General features: G+C 57.5%; 19 protein-coding genes. 15 read left to right on the top strand and 4 right to left on the bottom strand.

Annotated elements, in window-relative coordinates; translation table 11 throughout:
* Window positions 1-174: 174 nt before the first annotated feature.
* On the top strand, window positions 175-1,134 hold the full coding sequence (locus tag PCAR_RS04600) for an ornithine cyclodeaminase family protein (protein WP_011340468.1): 960 nt from the start codon (window positions 175-177) through the stop codon (window positions 1,132-1,134).
* A gap of 12 nt (window positions 1,135-1,146) precedes the next feature.
* Here the strand turns inward: PCAR_RS04600 and priA are convergent, their stop codons facing one another.
* The gene (priA, locus tag PCAR_RS04595; protein ID WP_011340467.1) at window positions 1,147-3,345 is read right to left on the bottom strand and encodes a replication restart helicase PriA; all 2,199 of its coding nucleotides are present in this window, start codon (window positions 3,343-3,345) and stop codon (window positions 1,147-1,149) included.
* 155 nt (window positions 3,346-3,500) lie between these two features.
* Here priA and PCAR_RS04590 point away from each other — a divergent pair, with 155 nt between their 5' ends.
* Window positions 3,501-4,358, top strand: a complete 858-nt coding sequence (locus PCAR_RS04590; protein WP_011340466.1) for a metallophosphoesterase — start codon at window positions 3,501-3,503, stop codon at window positions 4,356-4,358.
* Here the strand turns inward: PCAR_RS04590 and aroF are convergent.
* Complete coding sequence (aroF, locus tag PCAR_RS04585) at window positions 4,327-5,367, bottom strand: 3-deoxy-7-phosphoheptulonate synthase (protein WP_011340465.1); 1,041 nt, start codon at window positions 5,365-5,367, stop codon at window positions 4,327-4,329. The two genes, PCAR_RS04590 and aroF, sit on opposite strands and share 32 nt — an antisense overlap.
* Window positions 5,368-5,608: 241 nt before the next feature.
* Between aroF and trmB the strand changes: the two genes are divergently transcribed.
* The 4 genes from trmB (at window position 5,609) to PCAR_RS04565 (ending at window position 9,552) form a co-directional block, all read left to right on the top strand.
* Window positions 5,609-6,307 (top strand): tRNA (guanosine(46)-N7)-methyltransferase TrmB, encoded by a 699-nt coding sequence (trmB, locus tag PCAR_RS04580; protein ID WP_011340464.1) that lies wholly within the window; start codon window positions 5,609-5,611, stop codon window positions 6,305-6,307.
* A complete protein-coding gene (truD, locus tag PCAR_RS04575) occupies window positions 6,300-7,496 on the top strand; it encodes a tRNA pseudouridine(13) synthase TruD (protein WP_011340463.1) in 1,197 nt (398 codons plus the stop codon). The genes trmB and truD overlap by 8 nt, the downstream gene beginning before the upstream one ends.
* Window positions 7,497-7,806: 310 nt before the next feature.
* Window positions 7,807-8,592 (top strand): IclR family transcriptional regulator, encoded by a 786-nt coding sequence (locus PCAR_RS04570; RefSeq protein WP_011340462.1) that lies wholly within the window; start codon window positions 7,807-7,809, stop codon window positions 8,590-8,592.
* A gap of 150 nt (window positions 8,593-8,742) precedes the next feature.
* Window positions 8,743-9,552: an alpha/beta hydrolase gene (locus PCAR_RS04565; RefSeq protein ID WP_011340461.1), complete on the top strand. Its 810-nt coding sequence runs from the start codon at window positions 8,743-8,745 to the stop codon at window positions 9,550-9,552.
* Here PCAR_RS04565 and coaE read toward each other — a convergent pair.
* Window positions 9,488-10,123 (bottom strand): dephospho-CoA kinase, encoded by a 636-nt coding sequence (gene coaE / locus PCAR_RS04560; RefSeq protein ID WP_011340460.1) that lies wholly within the window; start codon window positions 10,121-10,123, stop codon window positions 9,488-9,490. The genes PCAR_RS04565 and coaE overlap by 65 nt on opposite strands.
* 123 nt (window positions 10,124-10,246) lie before the next feature.
* Here coaE and PCAR_RS04555 point away from each other — a divergent pair, with 123 nt between their 5' ends.
* Complete coding sequence (locus PCAR_RS04555) at window positions 10,247-11,872, top strand: HEAT repeat domain-containing protein (protein WP_011340459.1); 1,626 nt, start codon at window positions 10,247-10,249, stop codon at window positions 11,870-11,872.
* Between the two features lie 6 nt (window positions 11,873-11,878).
* Window positions 11,879-13,210, top strand: coding sequence for an HD-GYP domain-containing protein (locus tag PCAR_RS04550; protein WP_011340458.1), 1,332 nt, complete (start codon window positions 11,879-11,881; stop codon window positions 13,208-13,210).
* Between the two features lie 9 nt (window positions 13,211-13,219).
* On the opposite strand, the gene PCAR_RS04545 is transcribed toward PCAR_RS04550, so the two are convergent.
* Window positions 13,220-13,819 carry a HEAT repeat domain-containing protein gene (locus PCAR_RS04545; protein ID WP_011340457.1) on the bottom strand — a complete coding sequence of 200 codons (600 nt, stop codon included), beginning with the start codon at window positions 13,817-13,819 and terminating at the stop codon, window positions 13,220-13,222.
* A 507-nt stretch (window positions 13,820-14,326) separates the two neighbouring features.
* On the opposite strand from PCAR_RS04545, the gene PCAR_RS04540 reads away from it, so the two are divergent.
* The 7 genes from PCAR_RS04540 to PCAR_RS04510 all read left to right on the top strand — a co-directional run bounded on the left by PCAR_RS04540 (window position 14,327) and on the right by PCAR_RS04510 (window position 21,084).
* The gene (locus PCAR_RS04540) at window positions 14,327-15,184 is read left to right on the top strand and encodes a sulfide/dihydroorotate dehydrogenase-like FAD/NAD-binding protein (RefSeq protein WP_011340455.1); all 858 of its coding nucleotides are present in this window, start codon (window positions 14,327-14,329) and stop codon (window positions 15,182-15,184) included.
* Between the two features lie 8 nt (window positions 15,185-15,192).
* On the top strand, window positions 15,193-16,605 hold the full coding sequence (gltA, locus tag PCAR_RS04535) for an NADPH-dependent glutamate synthase (protein WP_011340454.1): 1,413 nt from the start codon (window positions 15,193-15,195) through the stop codon (window positions 16,603-16,605).
* 232 nt (window positions 16,606-16,837) lie between these two features.
* Window positions 16,838-18,172, top strand: a complete 1,335-nt coding sequence (locus tag PCAR_RS04530) for a sigma-54 interaction domain-containing protein (RefSeq protein ID WP_011340453.1) — start codon at window positions 16,838-16,840, stop codon at window positions 18,170-18,172.
* 193 nt (window positions 18,173-18,365) lie between these two features.
* Complete coding sequence (locus PCAR_RS19195) at window positions 18,366-18,839, top strand: NifB/NifX family molybdenum-iron cluster-binding protein (protein WP_011340452.1); 474 nt, start codon at window positions 18,366-18,368, stop codon at window positions 18,837-18,839.
* A 2-nt stretch (window positions 18,840-18,841) separates the two neighbouring features.
* Window positions 18,842-19,201 carry a NifB/NifX family molybdenum-iron cluster-binding protein gene (locus PCAR_RS04520; protein ID WP_011340451.1) on the top strand — a complete coding sequence of 120 codons (360 nt, stop codon included), beginning with the start codon at window positions 18,842-18,844 and terminating at the stop codon, window positions 19,199-19,201.
* Window positions 19,202-19,309: 108 nt separating this feature from the next.
* Window positions 19,310-20,188, top strand: coding sequence for an ATP-binding protein (locus PCAR_RS04515; protein WP_011340450.1), 879 nt, complete (start codon window positions 19,310-19,312; stop codon window positions 20,186-20,188).
* Complete coding sequence (locus PCAR_RS04510; RefSeq protein WP_011340449.1) at window positions 20,185-21,084, top strand: ATP-binding protein; 900 nt, start codon at window positions 20,185-20,187, stop codon at window positions 21,082-21,084. Before PCAR_RS04515 ends, PCAR_RS04510 begins: the two co-directional genes overlap by 4 nt.
* Window positions 21,085-21,133 lie beyond the last annotated feature (49 nt).

Genomic DNA, 21,133 nt, shown 5'->3' with positions numbered 1-21,133 from the left:
AGTCTTACTTTGCCCCATGCTTCACCATGGCTGCCCTCCGCGCTGCGGCAACATACCCAAGGTTTGGGCTTGGAAGACAACCCTAAACCCCCTATAATTTGTGCATCGGGATCGCATCCACCCCAACGCACCCTCATGATCACCCAACGCAACTCTTGCCAAAGGAGAGGCCCGATGGCCCTGTTTCTAAACGAGCACGACGTCCGGCAAATAGCGAACATGCCACTGGCGCTGCAAGCCGTGGAAGAGGCCCTGCGCCAGCACGCCCTTGGCCGGGCGGTCAACATCCCCAGGGAGCGCACCCGTGTCCAGAAGGGTGCACTGCACATTTTGCAGGGAGCGGTCGACAGCCTGGACGTCATCGGCTTCAAAGCCTATACGTCAACCCGCGAGGGGAATCGCTTTTTGGTGCATCTTTACCATGCGACGTCCGGACGGCTGGAAGCCATTATCGAAGCCAATTTTATGGGGATGCTGCGCACCGGTGCAGCCAGCGGCATCGCCAGTCGTTACTTGAGCCGGCCGGACGCCAGCGTTGTAGGATTGTTCGGTGCCGGCTGGCAGGCGCGCGGTCAACTGGCGGCCCTTTGCGCGGTACGGCCGATTCGACAGGCCAAGGTCTTTGCCCGCGACCGTCAACGCCTGGAAGCGTTCTGCCGGGAACAGGCCCGTCAGCTCAACATCGAGGTGTTGCCGGCGCAGGATCCGGAGCAGGTAGTCCGGGACAGCGACATTGTCACCACCGTCACAACGTCCGCAACGCCACTATTCGACAGCGAGTGGCTGACTCCCGGCTGTCACATCAACGCCGTCGGCAGCAACGCTCTGATTCGGGCCGAAATCGACGAAAAAACCATCCGCCGTTGCGATCCGGTGGTGGTCGACGCCAAAGATGTGGCTGCCCGCGAATGCGGGGATCTGCTGCCTTTGCTGGAAAAGGGTCGTATCCGCTGGTCGCAGATCCAGGAACTGGGCGACATCATTATCGACCGGCTGCCCGGCCGCACCAGCCCGACCCAGATCAGCCTGTTTGAATCGCACGGCATGGCTATCCAGGATCTTATGCTGGCGGCCTACGTGCTGCAACAGGCTAAAAAACAGGGACTGGGTATGGATTTGCCGTTCGGCGATTAAAACACTGTCGGCTCACAGCATATCCAGCGGGTCGACGTCGACGGTCATGGTCACCTTGCCGGGCAAAGCCCGTCGCAGTACGGGCATGCGGGTCAGGAGGTGGCGCAAAGGTGGGCGCGTCGAGGCCTTAAGCAACAGCTGGTAGCGGCTTTTGCCCCGCAAGCGGGCCAAAGGACAAGGTGCCGGGCCGAGAACCTCGATGCCGAGGTCCATCGCCGGGCCCAGAAGTTCCGCCACCAGAGCTTCTGCCGCGGCCTCGACCTGCTCACGCACGGCACCGGAAAGAACGCAATTGACCAGAAAACCGAAAGGCGGGTACCCCAACTCCTGCCGCAACGCCAGCTCCTCCCGGGCAAAACCGACATAATCGTGCCGCACGCAGCAGTCCAGGGCAAAGTGTTCATGGGCATAGGTCTGTACAAACACGCGTCCCGGACGCTCGCCCCGCCCCGCTCTTCCGGCAACCTGGGTCAGCAGCGTGAAAGCGCGCTCCGCGGCGCGAAAATCGGGCAGATTCAACAGATTATCGGCTTGCACCACCCCCACCAGCGTCACCCCCGGAAAATCGAGCCCCTTGGCCACCATTTGGGTGCCCACCAGCACATCTATAGCGCGTTTCTCCATAGCCGCCACCAGCGACTGGTGGGCACCTTTGCGTCCGGTGGTATCCCGATCCATCCGCGCGATGCGCGCCGTCGGCAACAACTCCTGCAATTCCTGCTCGAGCTTTTCGGTTCCGGCCCCCTCCGGCAGCAGATCCGCCCCCTGGCAGGCCGGGCATTGATCGGGGGGAGGCTGGCGGAAATCGCAATAGTTGCACCGCAACTCCTTTTGCCCCAGGTAAAAAGTCAGGGTGATATCGCAATGCGGACAGCGCAAGGCCTCACCGCAATCGGCACAGAGCAGATACGGCGCAAAACCACGGCGATTAAGCAACAACAGGGATTGTTCGCCGCGTTCCAGATTGGCGACCAAGGCATCCTTCAAGGCCTGGGCCAGGATCCCCTCGGGACGATCCTGGGTCAGGTCGATCAATTCCACCTCCGGCATGGGGCGACTCATAACCCGCTGCGGCAGCTCCAGGTAAGCGATTTTCCCCTGGCAGGCACGGTGGTAGGTCGTCAAGGCCGGCGTCGCACTGCCCAGCAACACCAGCGCCTGCTCCATCTGCCCCCGCATCAAAGCCAGGTCGCGGGCATGATAGCGGAACCCGTCGCCTTGCTTGTAGCTCGATTCGTGCTCCTCGTCGACAATGACCATGCCCAACCGCTGCAGGGGAGCGAAAACCGCCGAACGGGCACCGATGACAATGTCGACCTCACCGCGCGCCACACTACGCCAGGCATCAAAACGCTCCCCCAGAGACAAACCCGAGTGCAGCACCGCCAGCGAGGCACGTCCGCCGGCAAACCGGGCGCGAAAACGGCTGACCAGTTGCGGTGTCAACGCGATTTCGGGTACCAGCACCAGAGCTTGACGCCCGGAGCGCAACACCTGCTCGATGGCTTGCAGATACACTTCGGTCTTGCCGCTACCGGTGACGCCATGCAGCAACATGGGCTGAAAACCACCTTGTTGCAGAGCGGCATCGATGGAGGCAAAAACCTCGGCCTGCCGGTCCGTCATATCAACAGAGGTGTCTGCCGCAAGGGTCATATCCGAAAAAGGATCGCGCAGACGCTCCCTCTGCCCCTCGAGCACAAACCCTTGATCCACAAGCGCCCGCAGACTCGATTGACAATTGGGAAACACGGTCAGCAATTCGCTGCGGGCGACACAATCGACCCCTCTCAGATAGTCCAGCAGCTCTCGCTGCCGTGGCCCGCGCGGCATGCCGACCATCTCGGATGCCTGATAGATACGTTCGGTAAGAGCTTTCACCTCATGGTTGCCGCCCGACAACCCCGCCGGCAAGGCGGTACGGATGACTTCTCCCAAAGGGTACTGATAATACGCCGCCGCGCGGCGGAAAAAATCGACCATCGCCGGCGGGAAAGCAGGCTCGGAACCGAGCAGTTCAATCACCGGCTTCAGACCGTCCACCGCGCCCGTTTGCACATCGAGCACATACCCCGTTGCGGTACGCCGGCCCAGGGGCACCCGTACGCGCATGCCGCACCGCGCGTTCGAAACAAGAGCTTCCGGCACCAGATAGGAAAGAGTGCGGTCCAAAGGAGCCGCCACAGCCACCTCGGCAACCAGACCACTCATGCGGCATCGCCCCCAGGCAGATAAAGATATGCTATCGTCATTACAAACAACCTCTGATCGGGCCTTCGATAAGGCAGGTGACCGGTTGCCCCCACCGTTCATATTGTGGTACACGTTTTCAACGGCATTGCAGCCGTCCTGATCCAGGTTAATTTATGTCTGCTGTCAAACCAACCATCAAATCCCTGTCCCGTCGTCGTTTTTTGATCGGCGGAGCCGTCATGCTGGGTGGCCTGCTGACCGCCGATATCACGCTGCGCCAACCCCGGGATTTAAGCATGGAAGAATACATCCTGCGGCTCGCCAAAATCCCCCAGGGCAAGGAATTGCGCCTGGTTCAACTGTCGGATCTGCACCTACGCACCTCGCGTGGGTATTTTGAACGGGTTGCCCGGACCGTCAGTACAATGCGCCCGGATATCATTCTGCTTACCGGAGATTATCTCGAACAGAGTCGCAATCTGGCAGGGGTTTTGAAATTCTTGCAACAGCTGCACGCCCCGGCAGGGATTTTTGCCGTGCAGGGCAACTGGGAGTACTGGGCACGGCTGGAAGGAGAGAATCTGCGCCGCCAGTTCAGCCGGGCGGATGTAACGCTGCTGATCAACGAACGTCGCGACGTACGGATCCATGGCCTGCCCCTGTCCATCCTGGGCCTCGACTATCCGTCCCCCGCCGACCAGGTCGCCCGGCTCGTCAAAGAAGCCTCTCCGAAGCGCCTTAACGTCATGTTGTCCCATGTCCCGGCTTTCAACCACCAGTTGCTCGACAAGCACGTCGACCTGGTGCTGGCCGGGCACACGCACGGCGGACAAGTGCGGCTGCCACTGCTGCCGCCGTTCTATCTGCCCCGTTATTCCGGATCCTTCGTAGCCGGATTCTACAAAGCGGGATGGGCCGGGGTACCCCTTTACGTCAACCGCGGACTGGGCACCAGCATGCTACCGATTCGTTTCCTGTGCCCACCGGAAATAACCCTGTTCAGACTTGTGTCTCAAAAGCAGGATCGTTGAGTTTCGCAAAGCAATCCTGCAAAAACCTCAACTCTTTCATCAGCAGTGCAAAACCCTGCCCGTCGAGACTCTGTGCGCCATCGCAAAGCGCCTTGTCCGGTGACGGATGCACCTCAATCATCAATCCATGCGCCCCCGCCGCCAAAGCCGCCCGCGCCATGATCGGCACCAGCGGACGCCGACCGGTAGCGTGACTCGGATCGACGATGATCGGCAGGTGGCTCAAGGCTTTGACCAGCGGAACGACCGACAGATCCAAGGTATTGCGGGTTGCCGTTTCAAAGGTGCGGATCCCGCGTTCGCACAGAACGACCTGATCGTTACCTTCGGCCACGATATATTCGGCCGCGGCCAGAAATTCCTCGATGGTCGCACTCATCCCCCGTTTGAGAAGAATCGGACAACGCAGACGCCCCACTTCCTTAAGCAAATCGAAATTCTGCATGTTGCGGGCACCGATCTGCAACATATCGGCGTAACGGCACGCCACTTCAAGCTGTTCGATACGCATCACTTCGGTAACCACCGGCAGTTCGACTTCGCGACCGGCCGCGTGCAATATCTTGAGCCCCTCAACCCCCAACCCCTGGAACGAATGAGGTCCGGTACGAGGTTTAAAGGCTCCGCCGCGCAGAACCTGCGCCCCGGCCGCCTTGACCAGGTGCGCCGCCGCCATCATCTGCTCTTCGCTTTCAATGGAACAGGGGCCGGCCATCACCACCGGCGGACCACCATCCCCCAGCGCAGCCGAACCGACCTTCACCACCGTCGCCATGGGATGAAAATCCCTGGATACCATTTTATAGGGCTTGCTGACATGGATAATCTCCAACACCCCGGGAAGATCGCGGATCGTGGTGTCATCCACATAGCCGCGATTACCCAACACGCCGATGGCGGTTCTCTCGCCACCGGGAATCGGCTGGGCTTTTAATCCCAACGCGGCAACCGCCTGTTCCACAGCGCGAATCTGCTCTTCAGATGCAGTATGATGCATAACAATAAGCACAACAGCCTCCTTGACGACTTATATATGACAGGGATGAAAACCTCGGATCCGCCGGGAAAAGACCTACCAGAGATCACATGCAGGGGACCCGTTCAGCCTAGCTCCTGAGCCCCTGAAACACAACCCTTTTTCCTTCGGGAACAGAGGCTGCCCCGAAAGGCAGCAAGGCTAAAAAAAACTTGTCAATCGGCACCAGAAAAGATAACCTAAGGACTTTTCCAAAAACACGTGGGACAAAGCCATGACTCAGCACATGATTGAAATCAAATCGCCCTATTTCCTCAGAGAAGAGAGCCTGGCTTCGCCGGCAGATTTCGCTGCGGTATTCGGCAACCGGAACCCCCTGGTGCTGGAGATCGGCTGCGGCATCGGGGATTTCGTCACGCAACTGGCCAGTAGCGCGCCGGAACGAAACTATCTCGCTATCGACATATACAACAAGGGCTGCAACAAAACCTGCAACAGGCTGGAACAAGCCCGCCTCACCAATGTACGCGTCATGCGCATCGAGGCGCGCTACCTGCTGGAGCAGTTTTTAGCCACCGAAAGCCTGGCAGCCGTTTACATCAACTGCCCGGACCCCTGGCCGAAAAAACGCCACCTCAAACGGCGCCTGGTCAACGAGCGATTCCTGCAGACGCTGCTGCATTACCTGCAACCGGGCGGAGAGCTGTTTTTCAGCAGCGATGTCGCCGATTACGCCCATGCCGTCACCGCCCACCTGAATCAGATCAAGGGGTATGAGAACAGATTGCCGGTACCCGTCGCCCTCGACATGGCCGGTTATCCGCTATCGAAATACATGCGTCGCTTTCTGGCCCAAGGTCAGTCGATCCACTTTATACACCATCGCCGCAACCCGCAACATACCTGCGAAACGGCCGCCCCCCAACCGGTCCACAGAGGTTTCCGCACTGCCTGGAGCGCAAACAATGGCTAACTATCTAACCGCAAAGCTTCCCGGTATCGGAGGCAGCATCAAAACCTGCCCGGACGATTTCCTGGTCGAAGAATTGCCCCTTTATCCGACCTGCGGCGAAGGCGAACACCTCTATCTGGAGGTGGAAAAACGCGGCATGACAACCTTCGAATTACTCAAACGTCTTTCCAGGGCACTGCAAGTCAACGAGCGCGCCATGGGGTATGCCGGGCTTAAAGACGCCCAGGCCACCACCCGACAGTTCATTTCCGTAACCGATTGTTCCGCGGAGCAAGCCCTTGCCCTTCAACTCCAGGATATTCGTATTTTATCGGCCCGCCGCCACCGCAACAAACTGAGGCTCGGGCATCTGGCCGGCAATCGCTTCACCATCACCATAAGGGATATCGACAGCGACGCGCTGGAAAAGGCCCGCGACATCCTCCATGTCCTGCAGATGACCGGAGTCCCCAACTTTTTCGGCGAGCAACGCTATGGCGCACTCGGCAACTCCCACCTCATCGGCCAGGCCATTGTGCAGAAAAACTTTTCCCAGGCGGCAGCCCATATCATCGGCGACCCGGACAAAATCATCCATCCGGAGTGGCGTCAGGGCGCCATTTTGTATGCCGAAAACCGCCTGGAAGAAGCCGAACAGGCCCTGCCCCGGCGCATGCGCAACGAACGCAACCTGGTTCGCAGCCTGCGTCAAGGCCGCAGCGCCGAAAAAGCCGTACGCCGCCTGCCGGGAAAGCTGCTGCGGCTCTACCTGTCGGCCTACCAGTCGCACCTGTTCGATCGCCTGGTCAGTATGCGCCTTGAAAGCCTTGAAACCCTATGGACAGGCGACATCGCCTACAAACACGACAACGGCGCCTGTTTTCTGGTCACGGATGCAGCGTTGGAGCAACCCCGGGCGGACCGGTTTGAAATCAGCCCCACCGCGCCGTTATTCGGCCACAAGGTCATGATGGCGGAGGCGCAGGCCGGCATTCTGGAACAAGCCCTGCTGGCCAAAGAGGGTATTACACCGGATGATTTCCGCCTCGGAGCCGGACTTTCCATGCCAGGCGAGCGGCGGCCGTTAAGAATCCCCATCTCCGAAACAGCCAGCAACCAGCAAGGCAACGAACTGGAGCTGTCGTTTTCATTGCCCAAGGGCAGTTTTGCCACAACGGTCTTACACGAGGTCATGAAAACAGACGTTTAAAGCCGCACCCCATAAACTTGGCTTGGCACTTGCATTAAAAAACAGTTATCCTGAACCGTTCGTCACAATTCGTCAGCCGCCGCATGGACCGCCGGCATAAAAAGCCGACCCATTTCAACCGTTGCTGTTGACATCTATAAAACATAATTTTATATTCAAACAAACACTCGTTTACGCCGTTGCGAAAAGGCCGCGATAAAGTGCCTGCGACAGGCGTTTTTAAACAGATGCTGTAAAACAATACACTTTTCTTATTTTTCTACCAAACCGGCTCCTGCCGGAAATTTAAATTTAAAGAGGGACCCGAAACATGGCAAAAAAAGAAAAATCCGAGTATATGATTCAAGCGGTATCGCATGCCCTCGACCTGCTTGAACAATTTCACAGCGACGATGTCGACGAACTCGGCGTTACGGAACTGAGCAAGCGTCTGAGACTGCATAAAAACAATGTCTTCCGTCTGTTGGCAACCCTTGAATCCCGGGGATACATTGAGCAGAACAAGGTTACCGAAAACTACCGACTGGGACTCAAATCCCTTGAACTCGGTCAGACCTTCATCAAAAAAATGGGCTTGCTGCACCAGGCCAAACCGGTGCTCGACAGTATTGTGGAAGATTGCAACGAAACGTCCTACCTGGCGATTTTCAAGGAAGGCCATATCGTCTACCTTGACGTGGTCGAAACGCACCTGACCGTGCGCGTCGTTTCCCGGGTCGGTTCGCGACTGCCCGCATACGCCACCGCAGCCGGCAAGGTGCACCTGGCTTACATGTCGGAAGAAGAACTTGACGCTATTTTACCCGAGGATCTCAAAGCCTACACCGAGTACACCATTACCGACCGGAACAAGCTCAAGGAAAACCTCAAAGAAGTTGCGGAGCAGGGTTACGCTCTCGACAACGAGGAACTTGACCTTGGCGTTCGCTGTGTATCCGCCCCCATCCGCGACTATACGCGGCGGATTATCGGCTCCCTGAGCATCTCCGGTCCGTCGATCCGTTTCACCGATGAGCGCATCGAAAAAGAGCTCATGCCGCTGGTGGTAAAGGCCGCGGACGAGCTTTCCAGCCGCCTGGGCTTCCATAAGAGCTAAGACGCAGACCAGGCAAAACCTGCCGTGGGCATCGGCAAAACAACCAGGGTGGCCACTGCAGGTACGTTCATGACTGGATCATAACGAGCCGACTTTCATGTTACATTTTGCGACATGAAAGTCGGCTCGTTGCTTATCGCGGGGTACAGCATGTCTCGAACCAAAAAAAAACAGCAGACGGTTTCTGCGCCGCGCCCGGAGAATCAGGCATTCCGGCTTCGCCCAGGCGTTTCGGGCAATCCCGGCATATTGCTTGTGCATGGCTTCACGGCATCGCCATGGGAAATGCGTCCCCTGGGGAACCTTCTTTACCAGGCAGGCTATAGCGTTGCCGCAGTACGTTTGCCGGGACACGGAACCACCCCCGAAGACCTTTGCCGGCGCCGCTATGAAGAATGGCTTGCAGAGACCTGCAGGACCTACAACCTACTGAAACAGGAAACCGGCAAGGTACACAGCATCGGCATAAGCACCGGCGCCCTGGTTTTACTGGCCCTGGCCGCCGAACAAAACCTCGACAGTCTGGTTCTGCTGTCGCCTTTTCTGTCCATGATGCACCGACTGGCGCCTTTCACCGGAATTTTGCGTCACGTACGGACCTATCAATCGCGCCCGTTGCCCGAGCACCTGACCGACTTTTATTACGACCGACGCCCGATCAATGGCGTCTACCAGATCTGCCGATTGATCCGTCACGTGCGCGCCGCGCTGCCTCAAATCACCACGCCCACGCTTGCCATCAACGCCCTGGGCGACCGTACCGTGAAAGCCCACAGCGGCTACGAACTATTTCTTCGTCTGGGAAGCCCCGATAAGGAATACCATATGTTCGGCCCGCAAACCGGCCACGGACTGGCCACTCCGGACCACCCGTCATGGCAACCGATGCTCGATCTCATCCAGCGCTTCCTGACGCGTGCGGATCAGGACCTTTCATGCCCGGAACCAACCGCGCCATAAGAGCGACCACCTGGTCTCTGGTTTGCTCCAGCGAACCATTATTGTCGATAACATAATCGGCACGCGCTAGCTTCTCGTCCAGGGGCATCTGCGAGTCCATGCGGGACCGGGCGGCCTGTTCGTCAAGACCGTCGCGCAACATCAGGCGTTGCAACTGAACCTCCTCGGCAACCGACACCACAACCACGGCATCGACCTGTGTATCGGCGCCGGCCTCAAACAAAAGCGGGGCATCATAAACAACAAGCGTTGCAGACGCCTGTGCCAACGCCGCGAACCGGCGCCGGGCCAGTTCGGCAATGGCGGGATGGGTTATGCGGTCAAGATCCAGACGCGCCTGAGGGTCTGAAAAAATCTTCTTTGCCAGCCATGCCCGGTTTAATGCGCCGCCTTCGCACAGTACCTCAGCCCCGAATCGCCGGGCAATGCGGGCAAGGGTCGGCGATCCGGGCTGCACGATCATCCGGGCCAGATCATCGGCACTGACCACCTTGGCGCCCAGAGTTCTAAACATCTCCGCCACGATACTCTTGCCGCTGCCGATGCCACCCGTCAAACCCAAGACCAACATATCGCCTCCTTCCCGGTGAATTGCGTATTTTGCCCGACATAAAAGCTATTTACAAGCCGCATGCAAAGCGATAAAGTATGTGCGTATAAGAAATCCCAAATTTCTACTCCGGGAAAACGCCCTGTGACCAGTCAAAGCCACCGTTCCTGTACCATGGATCAATTACAGACGGCCTTGATCAAGTTGATCAAACTGATAAAAACCGTCCGGTTCTATCCACCCGAGCACCCCACACTCAAGCATGTTGGCGAAGAAACCTTCGACGCCTTTCAACCGCTTCTGCAAAATGGCAATCTGGCGTTAACCGTCCGCAAAGATCGCATTCTGTTCGACCACGAGGACGCACCACAGGAACATGCCGGCATCCGCAATCTGGCTCATTTTCTATTCGCACGGCGCATACAACGGCTGTTTTTTTTACCGGAGCTGACGACGCGCGACCTGATCGTTTTTTCCCGCAACGTCACACTCAAAACCACCGATATCCAGGCGAAAGGCGGCCTGCAGGAATTACTGCTGACGGAACAAACAACCGGCATCTGGATCAACGAACTGGATCTGTCCGTAATCAAGGCAGCCAAAGAACGCATACAGCACCAGACCGAACAGATCTCGGTGGGCACCGAGCAAAATGCGGCTGCCGCCTCACCAGAAAATCAACAGATTGATCATCAGCAGGGCGTCACTTCGGAAAACACCGGAGACTTTGCCCTGAATGAACATCTCATCGACCAGCTTTCCCTGGAGCAGCTCCTCACGCAATTGCCCCGCGAATCCTCGGACCGCCGGTTTAAACTGTTACTGAACCGCGTACCGCCCCTCGTTTTTCAGCACCTTTCGGAATGTCACCTGCCACTGGTGCTTCAGACCTTCCAGGTACTGGCATCTCTGCTTGGCAACCGGCAGTTGCACAAAACCCGCCGCGGCGAAACCCTTACGTGCCTGCACCAAGTGACATCGCCCATCGTCATCGACTTCCTGATCGACACCCTCTGTACGCGCGGCGTACCGAAAGAGCTGCGCGATCGGATCATGCAAACGTTGGTATTCTTGCGGGACAAATCGGTGGCGCCCCTGATAAACCGCCTGACCAGGGAAAAAGACACCCTGGCCCGCAAGCTGCTCTCCACCAACCTGGTAAAGCTAGGCGCCACGGCCGTACCCGAGCTGATCAGCGCTTTGCAAAACAGGCATTGGTATGTCGTACGCAACGTGGTCGCGATCCTCGGTCAGATTGCGAATCCGCACACGGCCAGCCATCTCATACCGTTAATATGGAGCGATGACCTGCGCATCGCCCGAGAGACCATCCGCGCCCTGGCACGCATCGGTGGAGACCAGGCAGTCGATGCCCTTCTGCAACTGGTTGACAGCAGCCACCGCGAGCTTTATCCTCAAGCCATTATTGCGCTGGGCAGTATCAGGAATCCGGTCGCGGTGCCAAGCCTCGTCAAAATCATCCAGAGCCGCGATCCGTTCATGAAAAAAACAGAGATAAAAATAGCTGCCATCAAGGCTCTGGGCCGCATTGCGTCAGACGAAGCGGCACCGCAACTCGAGCGCCTGGCCAAAAGCCGCCCCTGGTGGAAAAAAGACCGGAAAACGACCTTGCGCATCCAGGCCATTGCAGCACTTGTCAAAATCGGCTGCCCATCTTCACAGCCGGTACTGGAAAACCTCTGCCGTGCAACAGACCATCGCATAGCCCAATCGGCATCCAGAGGCCTGAAACAATGGCCGACAAACTAGGCGATTATGCAGACCGACCCTCTCATTCAATTTGTCAACAACCTGTCCGGCGCCCTCAAGGGATTGCGTCTCTACCCCCTCGAGCATCCGCTTATCCAAAAGCAACTGCATGAAACGAATCGCCTTACGGGTTATCTGCTGCAGGACCAGCGACCATTGCGCCTGGGGATACTGCAGGATACCCTTTTCGCGAACGACCACCTGTTTGCCGACCCTCATCCTGCAGCGGAAAACCTCTGTCGCCTATTGCAGGAGAAACAGCTTGCGGGCGTCGAGTTTCTCGACGGCGTGACCGCATCCGAACTCAAAGTCTTTTTACAACTCCTGAATGGCACCGCCCTGGGGCACGAAGAATTTGAGGCGTTGCTTCGCGAGAACCATGTTCGCCATATCCGTTTCCTGCCTGAAGAGCAAGACGAGGAAGAAGGTCGCCAATCGGCTCGTAAAATTTTCGGGCGCGCTCTCAAGGTCGTCAACTCCATCTTTCAAGATGTTCGCATGGGGCGCATCCCCTCCTCCACCGAAGCCCACAAGGTCGTCAAGGACATGGCCCGCATGACCCTTGCGGACCCCCATGCCCTTCTGGCGCTGAGTCTGCTGAAAAATTACGACAACTACACCTTCACCCATTCGGTCAATGTTTCCGTGCTGGCCCTGGCGGTTGGTAGAGCCGCAGGATTATCGGAGGAGGAGCTGCGCACCCTGGGAATCGGCAGTCTGCTTCACGATATCGGCAAACTTAAAATCGATATTGCCATCATCAACAAGCCTGGCAAGCTGAACGAAGAGGAGTTTGCCCAGATCCGCCAGCACCCCCAGCTGGGCGCGGAAATCATCGATCAGATGGGCGGCATGGACGACAGCGCCCGCGCCATCGTCCTGGGCCATCACCTGCATTTCGACAGGTGCGGTTATCCTCAAAAGGCCGCGATCAAGGGCTCTTTTGATCTCATCGACATGACCACCATAGCCGACACCTACGATGCCATCACCACCCTGCGCCCATATCAGCGACCGGTGACGCCGCGCAACGCCATTAAAAAACTGCTTTTGCACTCCGGCACCCTGCTGCACCCGGAGTACCTGGAAAAATTCATCTTTTCACTCGGCACCTACCCGGTAGGCACTCTGGTTCGTCTGGATAACAATGAAATCGGGATTGTCGGCCAGGTCGGAACCGACAACCCCGACTCGGTACAGTTAAAAATCCTTTTTGACGAAGCGGGTGTTCACCTGGAGGAACCTCGCGTCATCAACCTTTCCGCTCATCAAAATAAACGGATCGTCTCCGAAGTCGATCCGTTTATCAAAGGCGTGGAAGTCCTCGACTATCTCTAATCCCCCGAATCATGCTTCCGCCAGACTCTCGCGAGCGGATCCCTCAACCCCCAAACATCCCAACGCCATGACGGCGCTGCGCCGAACCCGGGGGCTGTCATGACGCACCAGACCCAAAATAACCGCTTCAGCCTCTACGGAACCGATACGCCCCAGGGCATCGAGCACACTGACCAGCAACTCTTCATCCGAGCTATTCAATGCAGCCACCAGATAGGGCACGAGCCGTTTATCGCCGTAATTGCCCAGAGCACTTGCAGCATGAACCCGCACCGCAGGATGCGGATCCTTGAGATGCCGCACGAGAAACTCCATGGCCTTGACATGTTTTTTTTGCCCGAGTACCTGGATAGCGGCGCAGCGAATATCCGCATCGGCGACCTTGAGAGCCGCCAGCAAAGGCGGAAACACCCGCGAACTCTGAACTTTCTCCAGAGCAAACACCGCGCGCACCTTCTGTCCGCGATTTCCGGACTTGAGAATCTGCAGAATTTCATCCAGACTCAACACAGCCTCAAGCCGCTCCAGGGCTTCAGCCGCACCAAGCCGAACGGTTTCATCCGTATCGCGTAATGCTTCGCGCAATGCCTGCCGCCGCTTTTCCAGCATAACGAATCACCCCTGTTTTAGTAGTCTACAAAACGGCCGAAATCGGAGGGGCCGGCAAAAGGCAAAGCCGGACCGGGGCCAGCATACCACGATTACCCGCCGAGGGTATATCTCACGGCCATTGCGCAGGCATCGCAGCGAGCCCCTCCGATCCTGTCCCGATCAAGAAACCTATCAGAAAATCCCCCTTGAAACAACTTTCTCACAACATTCAATCCCTGGGCGGCAAAGCCCCGGCATTCCCTTCCAACAAGGGCAAACCAGGTGGTGGTCACATGAACTGCGGCACAAAGAAAGACGCCAGCCATTTCGTATACATAAAATCAATCGCCAGACAAGGTATGGGTTGAATTGGAAAACCCAAACTGCTACTATCGAATGGTTTACTTTTCTGTTTTACTGCCCATTTTTTGAGCTTAAACTCGCAAGCTTAGCGGGAACTGGTTATTTTTTCACCTTCCGGGGTCTGAACATTTACCGTTCCTTCTTTATCTAGCTGGAGAAAATATGTTCGAAGTTCTGCAAAACGATACACTGGCGCCCAACGTGCATCGTATGGTTATACGCGCCCCACGCATCGCCAAAGCCCGCCAACCGGGACAATTTGTCATCGTGCATCCCGAAGAGGGCGGAGAACGCATCCCCCTGACCATCGGCGATGCCGATCCGCAAGCGGGCACCATTACGCTGTTTATCCAGGCCGTTGGCGCCTCGACCCTGAAAATCGTGAACACTCCGGTCGGCGGCTCGATTCGCGACATTGCCGGACCGCTGGGCAAAGCTACGGAGATCGAACAGTGGGGTCGTGTTGCCTGTGTGGGAGGCGGACTCGGCACGGCGGTTCTTTATCCGCTGGCCAAAGCTCTGGCCGAATCGGGCAACGAGGTCACCACCATCATCGGCGGGCGTTCCAAACCGTTCATCATTCTTGCCGAGGAGTTGGCGGCTTTTTCCACCGAGGTCCTGGTGGCCACCGAAGATGGCAGCCAGGGACAGCAGGGCTTCGTGACCAATGTCCTGCAGGATCTGATCGACAATCCGGACAAACGCCCCAGTGCGGTGTTTGCCATCGGCCCAGTCCCCATGATGCGGGCGGTCGCCGAACTGACGCGGCCCTACGGCATAAAAACCATTGTCAGCCTCAACCCCATCATGATTGATGGAACGGGCATGTGCGGCGGCTGCCGCGTCAAGGTTGGCGACGAAACCAAATTCGCCTGCGTCGACGGGCCCGAGTTCGACGGGCACCTGGTTGATTTCGGATTGCTTATGGACCGTTTGTCCATGTACCGGGATACCGAAGCCAAAATCCTGGAGGAATTGCCGAAAGAACTGCGCGACAAAATCATTAAAGTGAAACGATAATATATATCATGAAAAGACAAATGACCCCCAAGGAACGCATGGCTATCGATCGGGTGAAAATGCCCGAGCAGGACCCGCAGCGCCGCATCGGTAATTTCGAAGAGGTAAATCAGGGGCTTAACGAAGAACAGGCCATCCGCGAGGCGCAACGCTGTCTGCTCTGTAAAAACCGCCCGTGTGTCGCCGGCTGCCCGGTTCGGGTGCGGATCCCGGAATTCATCGCCGCCCTGGCCGAAGGCGATCTGCCCGAGGCTGCGCGCATCCTGCTTGCCGACAACACTCTGCCGGCGGTCTGTGGCCGGGTTTGCCCCCAGGAAAGCCAGTGTGAAAAGGTCTGCGTACGCGGAAATAAAGGCGCACCGGTTGCCATCGGCTACCTCGAACGGTTTGTGGCCGACTGGGCCCTCGCCCACCCCGAAAAACTTCATAAAGAATCCCAACCGACCCCGACCGGTAAAAAGGTCGCCATTGTCGGTTCCGGGCCGGCCGGCCTGACCATGGCCGGCGAACTGGCTCGCAAGGGCCACGGCGTTACCCTTTTTGAAGCGTTACACGACACCGGTGGCGTACTGCGTTACGGCATCCCCGAATTTCGCCTGCCCAAGCGGATTGTCGATATCGAGGTTAAGCGGCTCAAGGATCTCGGTGTGAACATCGAATGCAATGTCGTGGTCGGCAAAACGCTAACCCTCGATGAGTTACGCGAGGAATTTGATGCCGTATTCATCGGTAACGGCGCAGGTCTGCCGATCATGTTGAACATCGACGGCGAGAATCTCAAAGGTGTTTACTCGGCCAACGAATATCTGACCCGTGTCAACCTGATGGCCGCCTGGCGCAACGATGTCCCGACGCCCATCATCCACGGCAAACACGTTGCGGTCATCGGCGGCGGCAATACGGCCATGGATGCCGTGAGGACCTCACGCCGCCTGGGTGCCGAACAGTCCATCATCGTTTACCGACGCACCGAGGCGGAAATGCCGGCCCGCATCGAGGAGATTCACCATGCCAAAGAAGAAGGTATCGAGTTCATATTATTGGCGGCACCGGTAAAAATTCTCGGCGATGAAAACGGTTGGGTCAAGGGACTGCTTTGCCAGCGCATGGAACTGGGAGAGCCCGATGCTTCCGGCCGGCGCCGCCCGGTTCCCATCGAAGGCGAAACCTTTACTCTGGATGTCGACGTGGTGGTCAACGCCATCGGCACCCGCGCCAACCCGCTGTTAACCGCCACCGCCCCGGACCTGAAATTGAACAAATGGGGCAACATCGAAACCGACGAGCACGGTGCGACTAACCTGCCCGGCGTGTTTGCCGGCGGGGATATCGTGCGCGGCGGCGCGACGGTTATCCTGGCCATGGGCGACGGCAAATCATCGGCCCAGGCTATCGATGCCTATTTGAGCCAAAAAAACTGAAACATTTTCGCATAACCGACGATCGAGGCCCGTGCCATCCGCACGGGCCGTTTCATATCCGGTAACGCAACAGCCATGACCGGGACAATCTGTCCGCCCGCCCAATGCTGCCCCGTGTACAAAGTGCGGAGTTGACCCTAAAGCCCTGGTGCCCCTGGCCGGCTCGCAACGCCGCGAATTCCTTCCGCACCACCCCCTAGACCCGAAACCCAAAACCGGCTATGCTGCATCTATGAGCACGCATCCACACAACCTGCAAAACCACCTGGCCACCATCCTCGACAGTGTTGCCGACGGCGTATTTACCGTAGATGGCGACATGCACATCACCTGGTTCAACCATGCGGCTGAACTTATCACCGGCTTTAGCCGTGAGGAGGCTCTAGGCCAGCGCTGCTGCGAAATCTTTCGGAGTTCGATCTGCTTTTCCGAATGTCCGGTGCGAAAAGCCATGGACACCGGTTTGAATGTGGAAAACCGGGAAATCGACATACTCGATCGCCACAATCGCGAAGTTCCCATCTCGGTATCGGCCTCCGTGCTCCGTGATGCCCAGGGGGAGCCGGTCGGCGGTGTCGAAACCTTTCGGGATTTAAGCCGCATCCATGCCCTGCAACGGGAAGTCACCGAAAAATACCGTTTCCAGGACATGGTCAGCCGCAATCCGGCCATGCGCAAACTCTTCGACGTGCTGCCTGATATTGCGGCCAGCAACGCAACGGTATTGCTACAGGGAGACAGCGGCACCGGCAAAGAGCTATTCGCACGAGCCCTGCACAATCTCAGCCCGCGCAGCCGACATCCCCTGGTGATCCTGAACTGCGGAGCCCTGCCTGAACAGTTACTGGAAGCCGAAATCTTCGGCGCACGCAAAGGAGCCTATACCGGAGCCACCGAAGACCGTCCCGGACGCCTGCAACAAGCCGAAGGCGGCACCCTTTTTCTGGATGAAATCGGCGACTTGCCCTTGCCCTTGCAGGTAAAACTGCTGAGAGTCCTGGAAAACCGGGAATACCAGCCCCTTGGCGCCCGTCGACCCCGCAAGGCCGATGTGCGCTTTCTCGCCGCCACCCATCAGAATCTCGAAGCGATGGTCGAGCAGAAACAGTTTCGCCAGGATCTTTACTTTCGCCTGAATGTCGTCCCGCTGCGCATCCCTTCCTTGCGTGAACGCAGTGAAGACATCCCGCTGCTGCTCGATATGGCGCTGGATCGCTTCAATGGCATCTATGGTAAAAAACTGCGTGGATTCTCCCCTGAGGCCATGTCGTTATTACTCGACTATGATTATCCGGGAAACGTCAGGGAACTTCTCAACCTCGTTGAGCGTGCCGCTATCCTTTGCCGCAAGGACGTCATAGAACCGGATCACCTCCCCCCCGGCATACGGGTGGCGCCCCCTACCTGCACACCCAACGGTCAAAAACAGCCGGGGATGCCATCGGCCACCCAGTTATATGCCGTGCTGGCACGCTGCAAAGGCAACCGAACAGCCGCCGCCCAACAACTGGGGATTAACCGCAGCACCCTCTGGCGATGGCTCAAACGCCTGGACCAACACCCCTAAGCGTTGCAACACCAGCAACAACACGCAACACCCCCTGCAACACCGCCAAACATTCGATATTATAGACCTTTCCATTGAAGGCGTTGCATATGCAACACGCAAGCCCTTCCCCACCCTCACTCACAAAAACCCAAGTCCCTCCCTAAATAGCTGTTTTTTCTACACTTTAACGTAACATATCCCATTCTTGGACATGGCACGGTATGTGATAAGTATATCTGTCATGAAACCACGTTACCCTTCGGAAGCTACCTATCGTCTGGCCCTGCCCTGTTATGAAAACAGGATCATGCCGCGTTTTGGCATCGCTCGGAGCTTCGTTTTCGTCGATATCCAGGACCACAACCATCGGGTAGACAAGGTAATTAAACATACATGGGAGCCGGACACGGGTCCCAACTTGCCGAACTGGCTGCTTCAACAGCATGTGGACGGGATCCTGTGCGGCGGCATTCATCCACGCTTTCAAATCGCCCTGGAAGCTGCAGGCCTGTGGGTAATCTGGGGCGTCCGCGGTGATATCGACGCGGTTTTAAACCAATGGATGGATTCCGAGCATCGAGAAGCAATGATCAACGGATGCAGCAACTTCACAAGTTGTTGCCGCGTGCAACACCCCATGGGATGCCCCCCTTTGCTCCCCCCCAACTGCAAAAGGAGAAAATAAACATGAAAATTGCCATCACCGCCCAGGGCAACACCCCGGACAGCGCCGTAGACCCGCGCTTTGGACGTGCAGCCTGGCTGCTCATCCACGACGACAGCAACGACGCCTGGGAATGCATCGACAACGCCGCCGGCCGCGACACGGCCCATGGCGCCGGCATTCAGGCGGCGCAAAAGGTTGCGGACCAGCAGGCCGAAACCCTGCTTACCGGAGCCATCGGACCGAAAGCCTTCGCCTCCCTGCAGGCAGCAAAAATCCGTATTTTTCACGGCGCCAAAGGAACCGCTCTCGAAGCTCTCGAAGCTTTTAAGGCGGGGCAGCTTAAAGAAGCCAGTGAAATGGATGCCACAGGAGGAGTGTGACCCGGCGCCATCCGGGCATCGTCCGTCGCGGCAGAGGGCGGAGGCTGGTACCCGCCGCCCTCAAAATGCCCCCCTTGCGACAGCCAACCAGCGAAGAGAGCTAAGTCAATGAAAATCGCTATTGCCAGCGGCAAAGGCGGTACGGGCAAAACAACGGTTGCGACAAACCTCGCCCAACTGGCCGCCAGCCAAGGATACCAGGTCGCCTATATCGACTGCGACGTTGAGGCCCCCAACGGCCACCTGTTTTTACGACCCGATATCACAAGCGATGACACGGTGCATGTCACGGTGCCGGACATCGATCCGACCCGCTGCAACCATTGCGGTGTCTGTGCGCACTTCTGTCAGTTTAATGCCTTGCTGTGCTTACCCGGAGAGGTGCTTCTGTTTCCCGAACTTTGCCATAGTTGCGGTGGTTGCCAGCTTATTTGTCCGCAGCAGTGTATCTCGGAGCGGGAACGAGAAATCGGCCAGTGCCAAATCGGCAAGGCGGGCCAGGTGGATTTTGTTTCAGGACGTCTGAATATCGGCGAGGCCAAAAGCCCCCCGCTGATACATCAGGTAAAAAAACAGGCCCCGGAGACCGACCTCATGTTGATCGATGCGCCCCCCGGAACCTCCTGCCCCGTGGTGGAAAGTCTGCGCGATTGCGATTTTGTGGTGCTGGTAACCGAACCGACTCCGTTTGGCCTGCATGACCTCACCCTTGCTGCGGAAATGGTCCAACTGCTCGGGATACCCTGCGGCGTTGTCATCAATCGCTCCGCCGAAAACGACGAGGCCACGTTGGCCTATTGCAACAGCCGGCGGATACCTGTGCTGGCCTGCCTGCCGGATAACAGAAAAGCTGCTGAAGCCTATTCGCGCGGCGAACTGATTGCGCAATCCTTACCATCGTTCAACCAACCCTTCACAACGTTGCTCGAGCGGCTTCTGCAGCAAACCAAACATACCGGTTCCCCACAGCAAAGGTGTCACCCATGAAACAACTGACGGTTATCAGCGGCAAAGGCGGTACGGGTAAAACCTCGGTGGTGGCATCCCTTGCGTTTCTGGCAGACCAGGTGGTACTGGCCGATTGCGATGTCGACGCCGCCGATCTGCACCTGGTTCTGCCCCCTACACCGCTCTCCAGCCACCCTTTCAGTGGCGGCAAACAAGCCTTTATTGAGACCGCCAAATGCCAATTGTGCGGAACCTGCCAGAAGCTATGTCGCTTTGAGGCCGTGCGTGGCCCGGACACCCAAAGCGGCTCCCCCGAATCTGGCTACTCTATCGACAGTACCGCATGCGAAGGATGCGGGGTTTGCGCTCATTTCTGCCCTGCCGAAGCCATCCGGTTTACGGATGCGCAAAATGGCGAGTGGTATATTTCGGACACCCGTGTCGGCCCCATGATCCATGCTCGACTCGGCATCGCCGAGGAAAACAGCGGCAAGCTGGTCTCCCTGGTACGCGAGGAAGCCCGTAAACTGGCAAAAAAACAGCAGCGATCAACCATCATCATCGACGGTTCGCCAGGCATCGGGTGTCCGGTCATGGCGTCGATCACCGGCACCGATCTGGCCCTGCTGGTGACGGAACCGACCATGAGCGGGCTGCACGATCTGCAGCGCGTAGCCGACCTGACTGCGCACTTCCATATCCCCACCATCATTGCGATCAACAAGTGGGACATCAACCCCGAGGTAACGGCACAAATCAAAGAGACCGCAAAACAGCGCAAAATCCCCGTAGGCGGCCTGATACGCTACGATCGGTCAGTCACGGCCGCCCAGATTTCCCGTAAAACGATCGTCGAACTCGATCATGCTCCCGCCGCAGCGGACCTGCGACAGCTATGGGACACTGTCGCAAAAGCCCTGTTCGCAGAAGCGTAATTCAAGGAGCGGCAACATTCACCCTACGACAATCCACCGGTCACAAAAC

The organism is Syntrophotalea carbinolica DSM 2380 (genome assembly GCF_000012885.1).
GTDB classification, from domain to species: Bacteria; Desulfobacterota; Desulfuromonadia; order Desulfuromonadales; family Syntrophotaleaceae; genus Syntrophotalea; species Syntrophotalea carbinolica.
The sequence above is the reverse complement of the archived record's forward strand: the minus strand, read 5'-3'. Positions and strand labels throughout refer to the sequence as shown.

Bases quoted from the DNA above. Each gene is read 5' to 3' on its own strand.
- PCAR_RS04600 (WP_011340468.1), top strand. From the start codon at position 175: ATGGCCCTGTTTCTAAACGAGCACGACGTCCGGCAAATAGCGAACATG.
- priA (WP_011340467.1), bottom strand. From the start codon at position 3,345: ATGAGTGGTCTGGTTGCCGAGGTGGCTGTGGCGGCTCCTTTGGACCGC.
- PCAR_RS04590 (WP_011340466.1), top strand. From the start codon at position 3,501: ATGTCTGCTGTCAAACCAACCATCAAATCCCTGTCCCGTCGTCGTTTT.
- trmB (WP_011340464.1), top strand. From the start codon at position 5,609: ATGACTCAGCACATGATTGAAATCAAATCGCCCTATTTCCTCAGAGAA.
- truD (WP_011340463.1), top strand. From the start codon at position 6,300: ATGGCTAACTATCTAACCGCAAAGCTTCCCGGTATCGGAGGCAGCATC.
- PCAR_RS04570 (WP_011340462.1), top strand. From the start codon at position 7,807: ATGGCAAAAAAAGAAAAATCCGAGTATATGATTCAAGCGGTATCGCAT.
- PCAR_RS04565 (WP_011340461.1), top strand. From the start codon at position 8,743: ATGTCTCGAACCAAAAAAAAACAGCAGACGGTTTCTGCGCCGCGCCCG.
- coaE (WP_011340460.1), bottom strand. From the start codon at position 10,123: ATGTTGGTCTTGGGTTTGACGGGTGGCATCGGCAGCGGCAAGAGTATC.
- PCAR_RS04550 (WP_011340458.1), top strand. From the start codon at position 11,879: ATGCAGACCGACCCTCTCATTCAATTTGTCAACAACCTGTCCGGCGCC.
- PCAR_RS04545 (WP_011340457.1), bottom strand. From the start codon at position 13,819: ATGCTGGAAAAGCGGCGGCAGGCATTGCGCGAAGCATTACGCGATACG.
- PCAR_RS04540 (WP_011340455.1), top strand. From the start codon at position 14,327: ATGTTCGAAGTTCTGCAAAACGATACACTGGCGCCCAACGTGCATCGT.
- gltA (WP_011340454.1), top strand. From the start codon at position 15,193: ATGAAAAGACAAATGACCCCCAAGGAACGCATGGCTATCGATCGGGTG.
- PCAR_RS04530 (WP_011340453.1), top strand. From the start codon at position 16,838: ATGAGCACGCATCCACACAACCTGCAAAACCACCTGGCCACCATCCTC.
- PCAR_RS19195 (WP_011340452.1), top strand. From the start codon at position 18,366: ATGGCACGGTATGTGATAAGTATATCTGTCATGAAACCACGTTACCCT.
- PCAR_RS04520 (WP_011340451.1), top strand. From the start codon at position 18,842: ATGAAAATTGCCATCACCGCCCAGGGCAACACCCCGGACAGCGCCGTA.
- PCAR_RS04515 (WP_011340450.1), top strand. From the start codon at position 19,310: ATGAAAATCGCTATTGCCAGCGGCAAAGGCGGTACGGGCAAAACAACG.
- PCAR_RS04510 (WP_011340449.1), top strand. From the start codon at position 20,185: ATGAAACAACTGACGGTTATCAGCGGCAAAGGCGGTACGGGTAAAACC.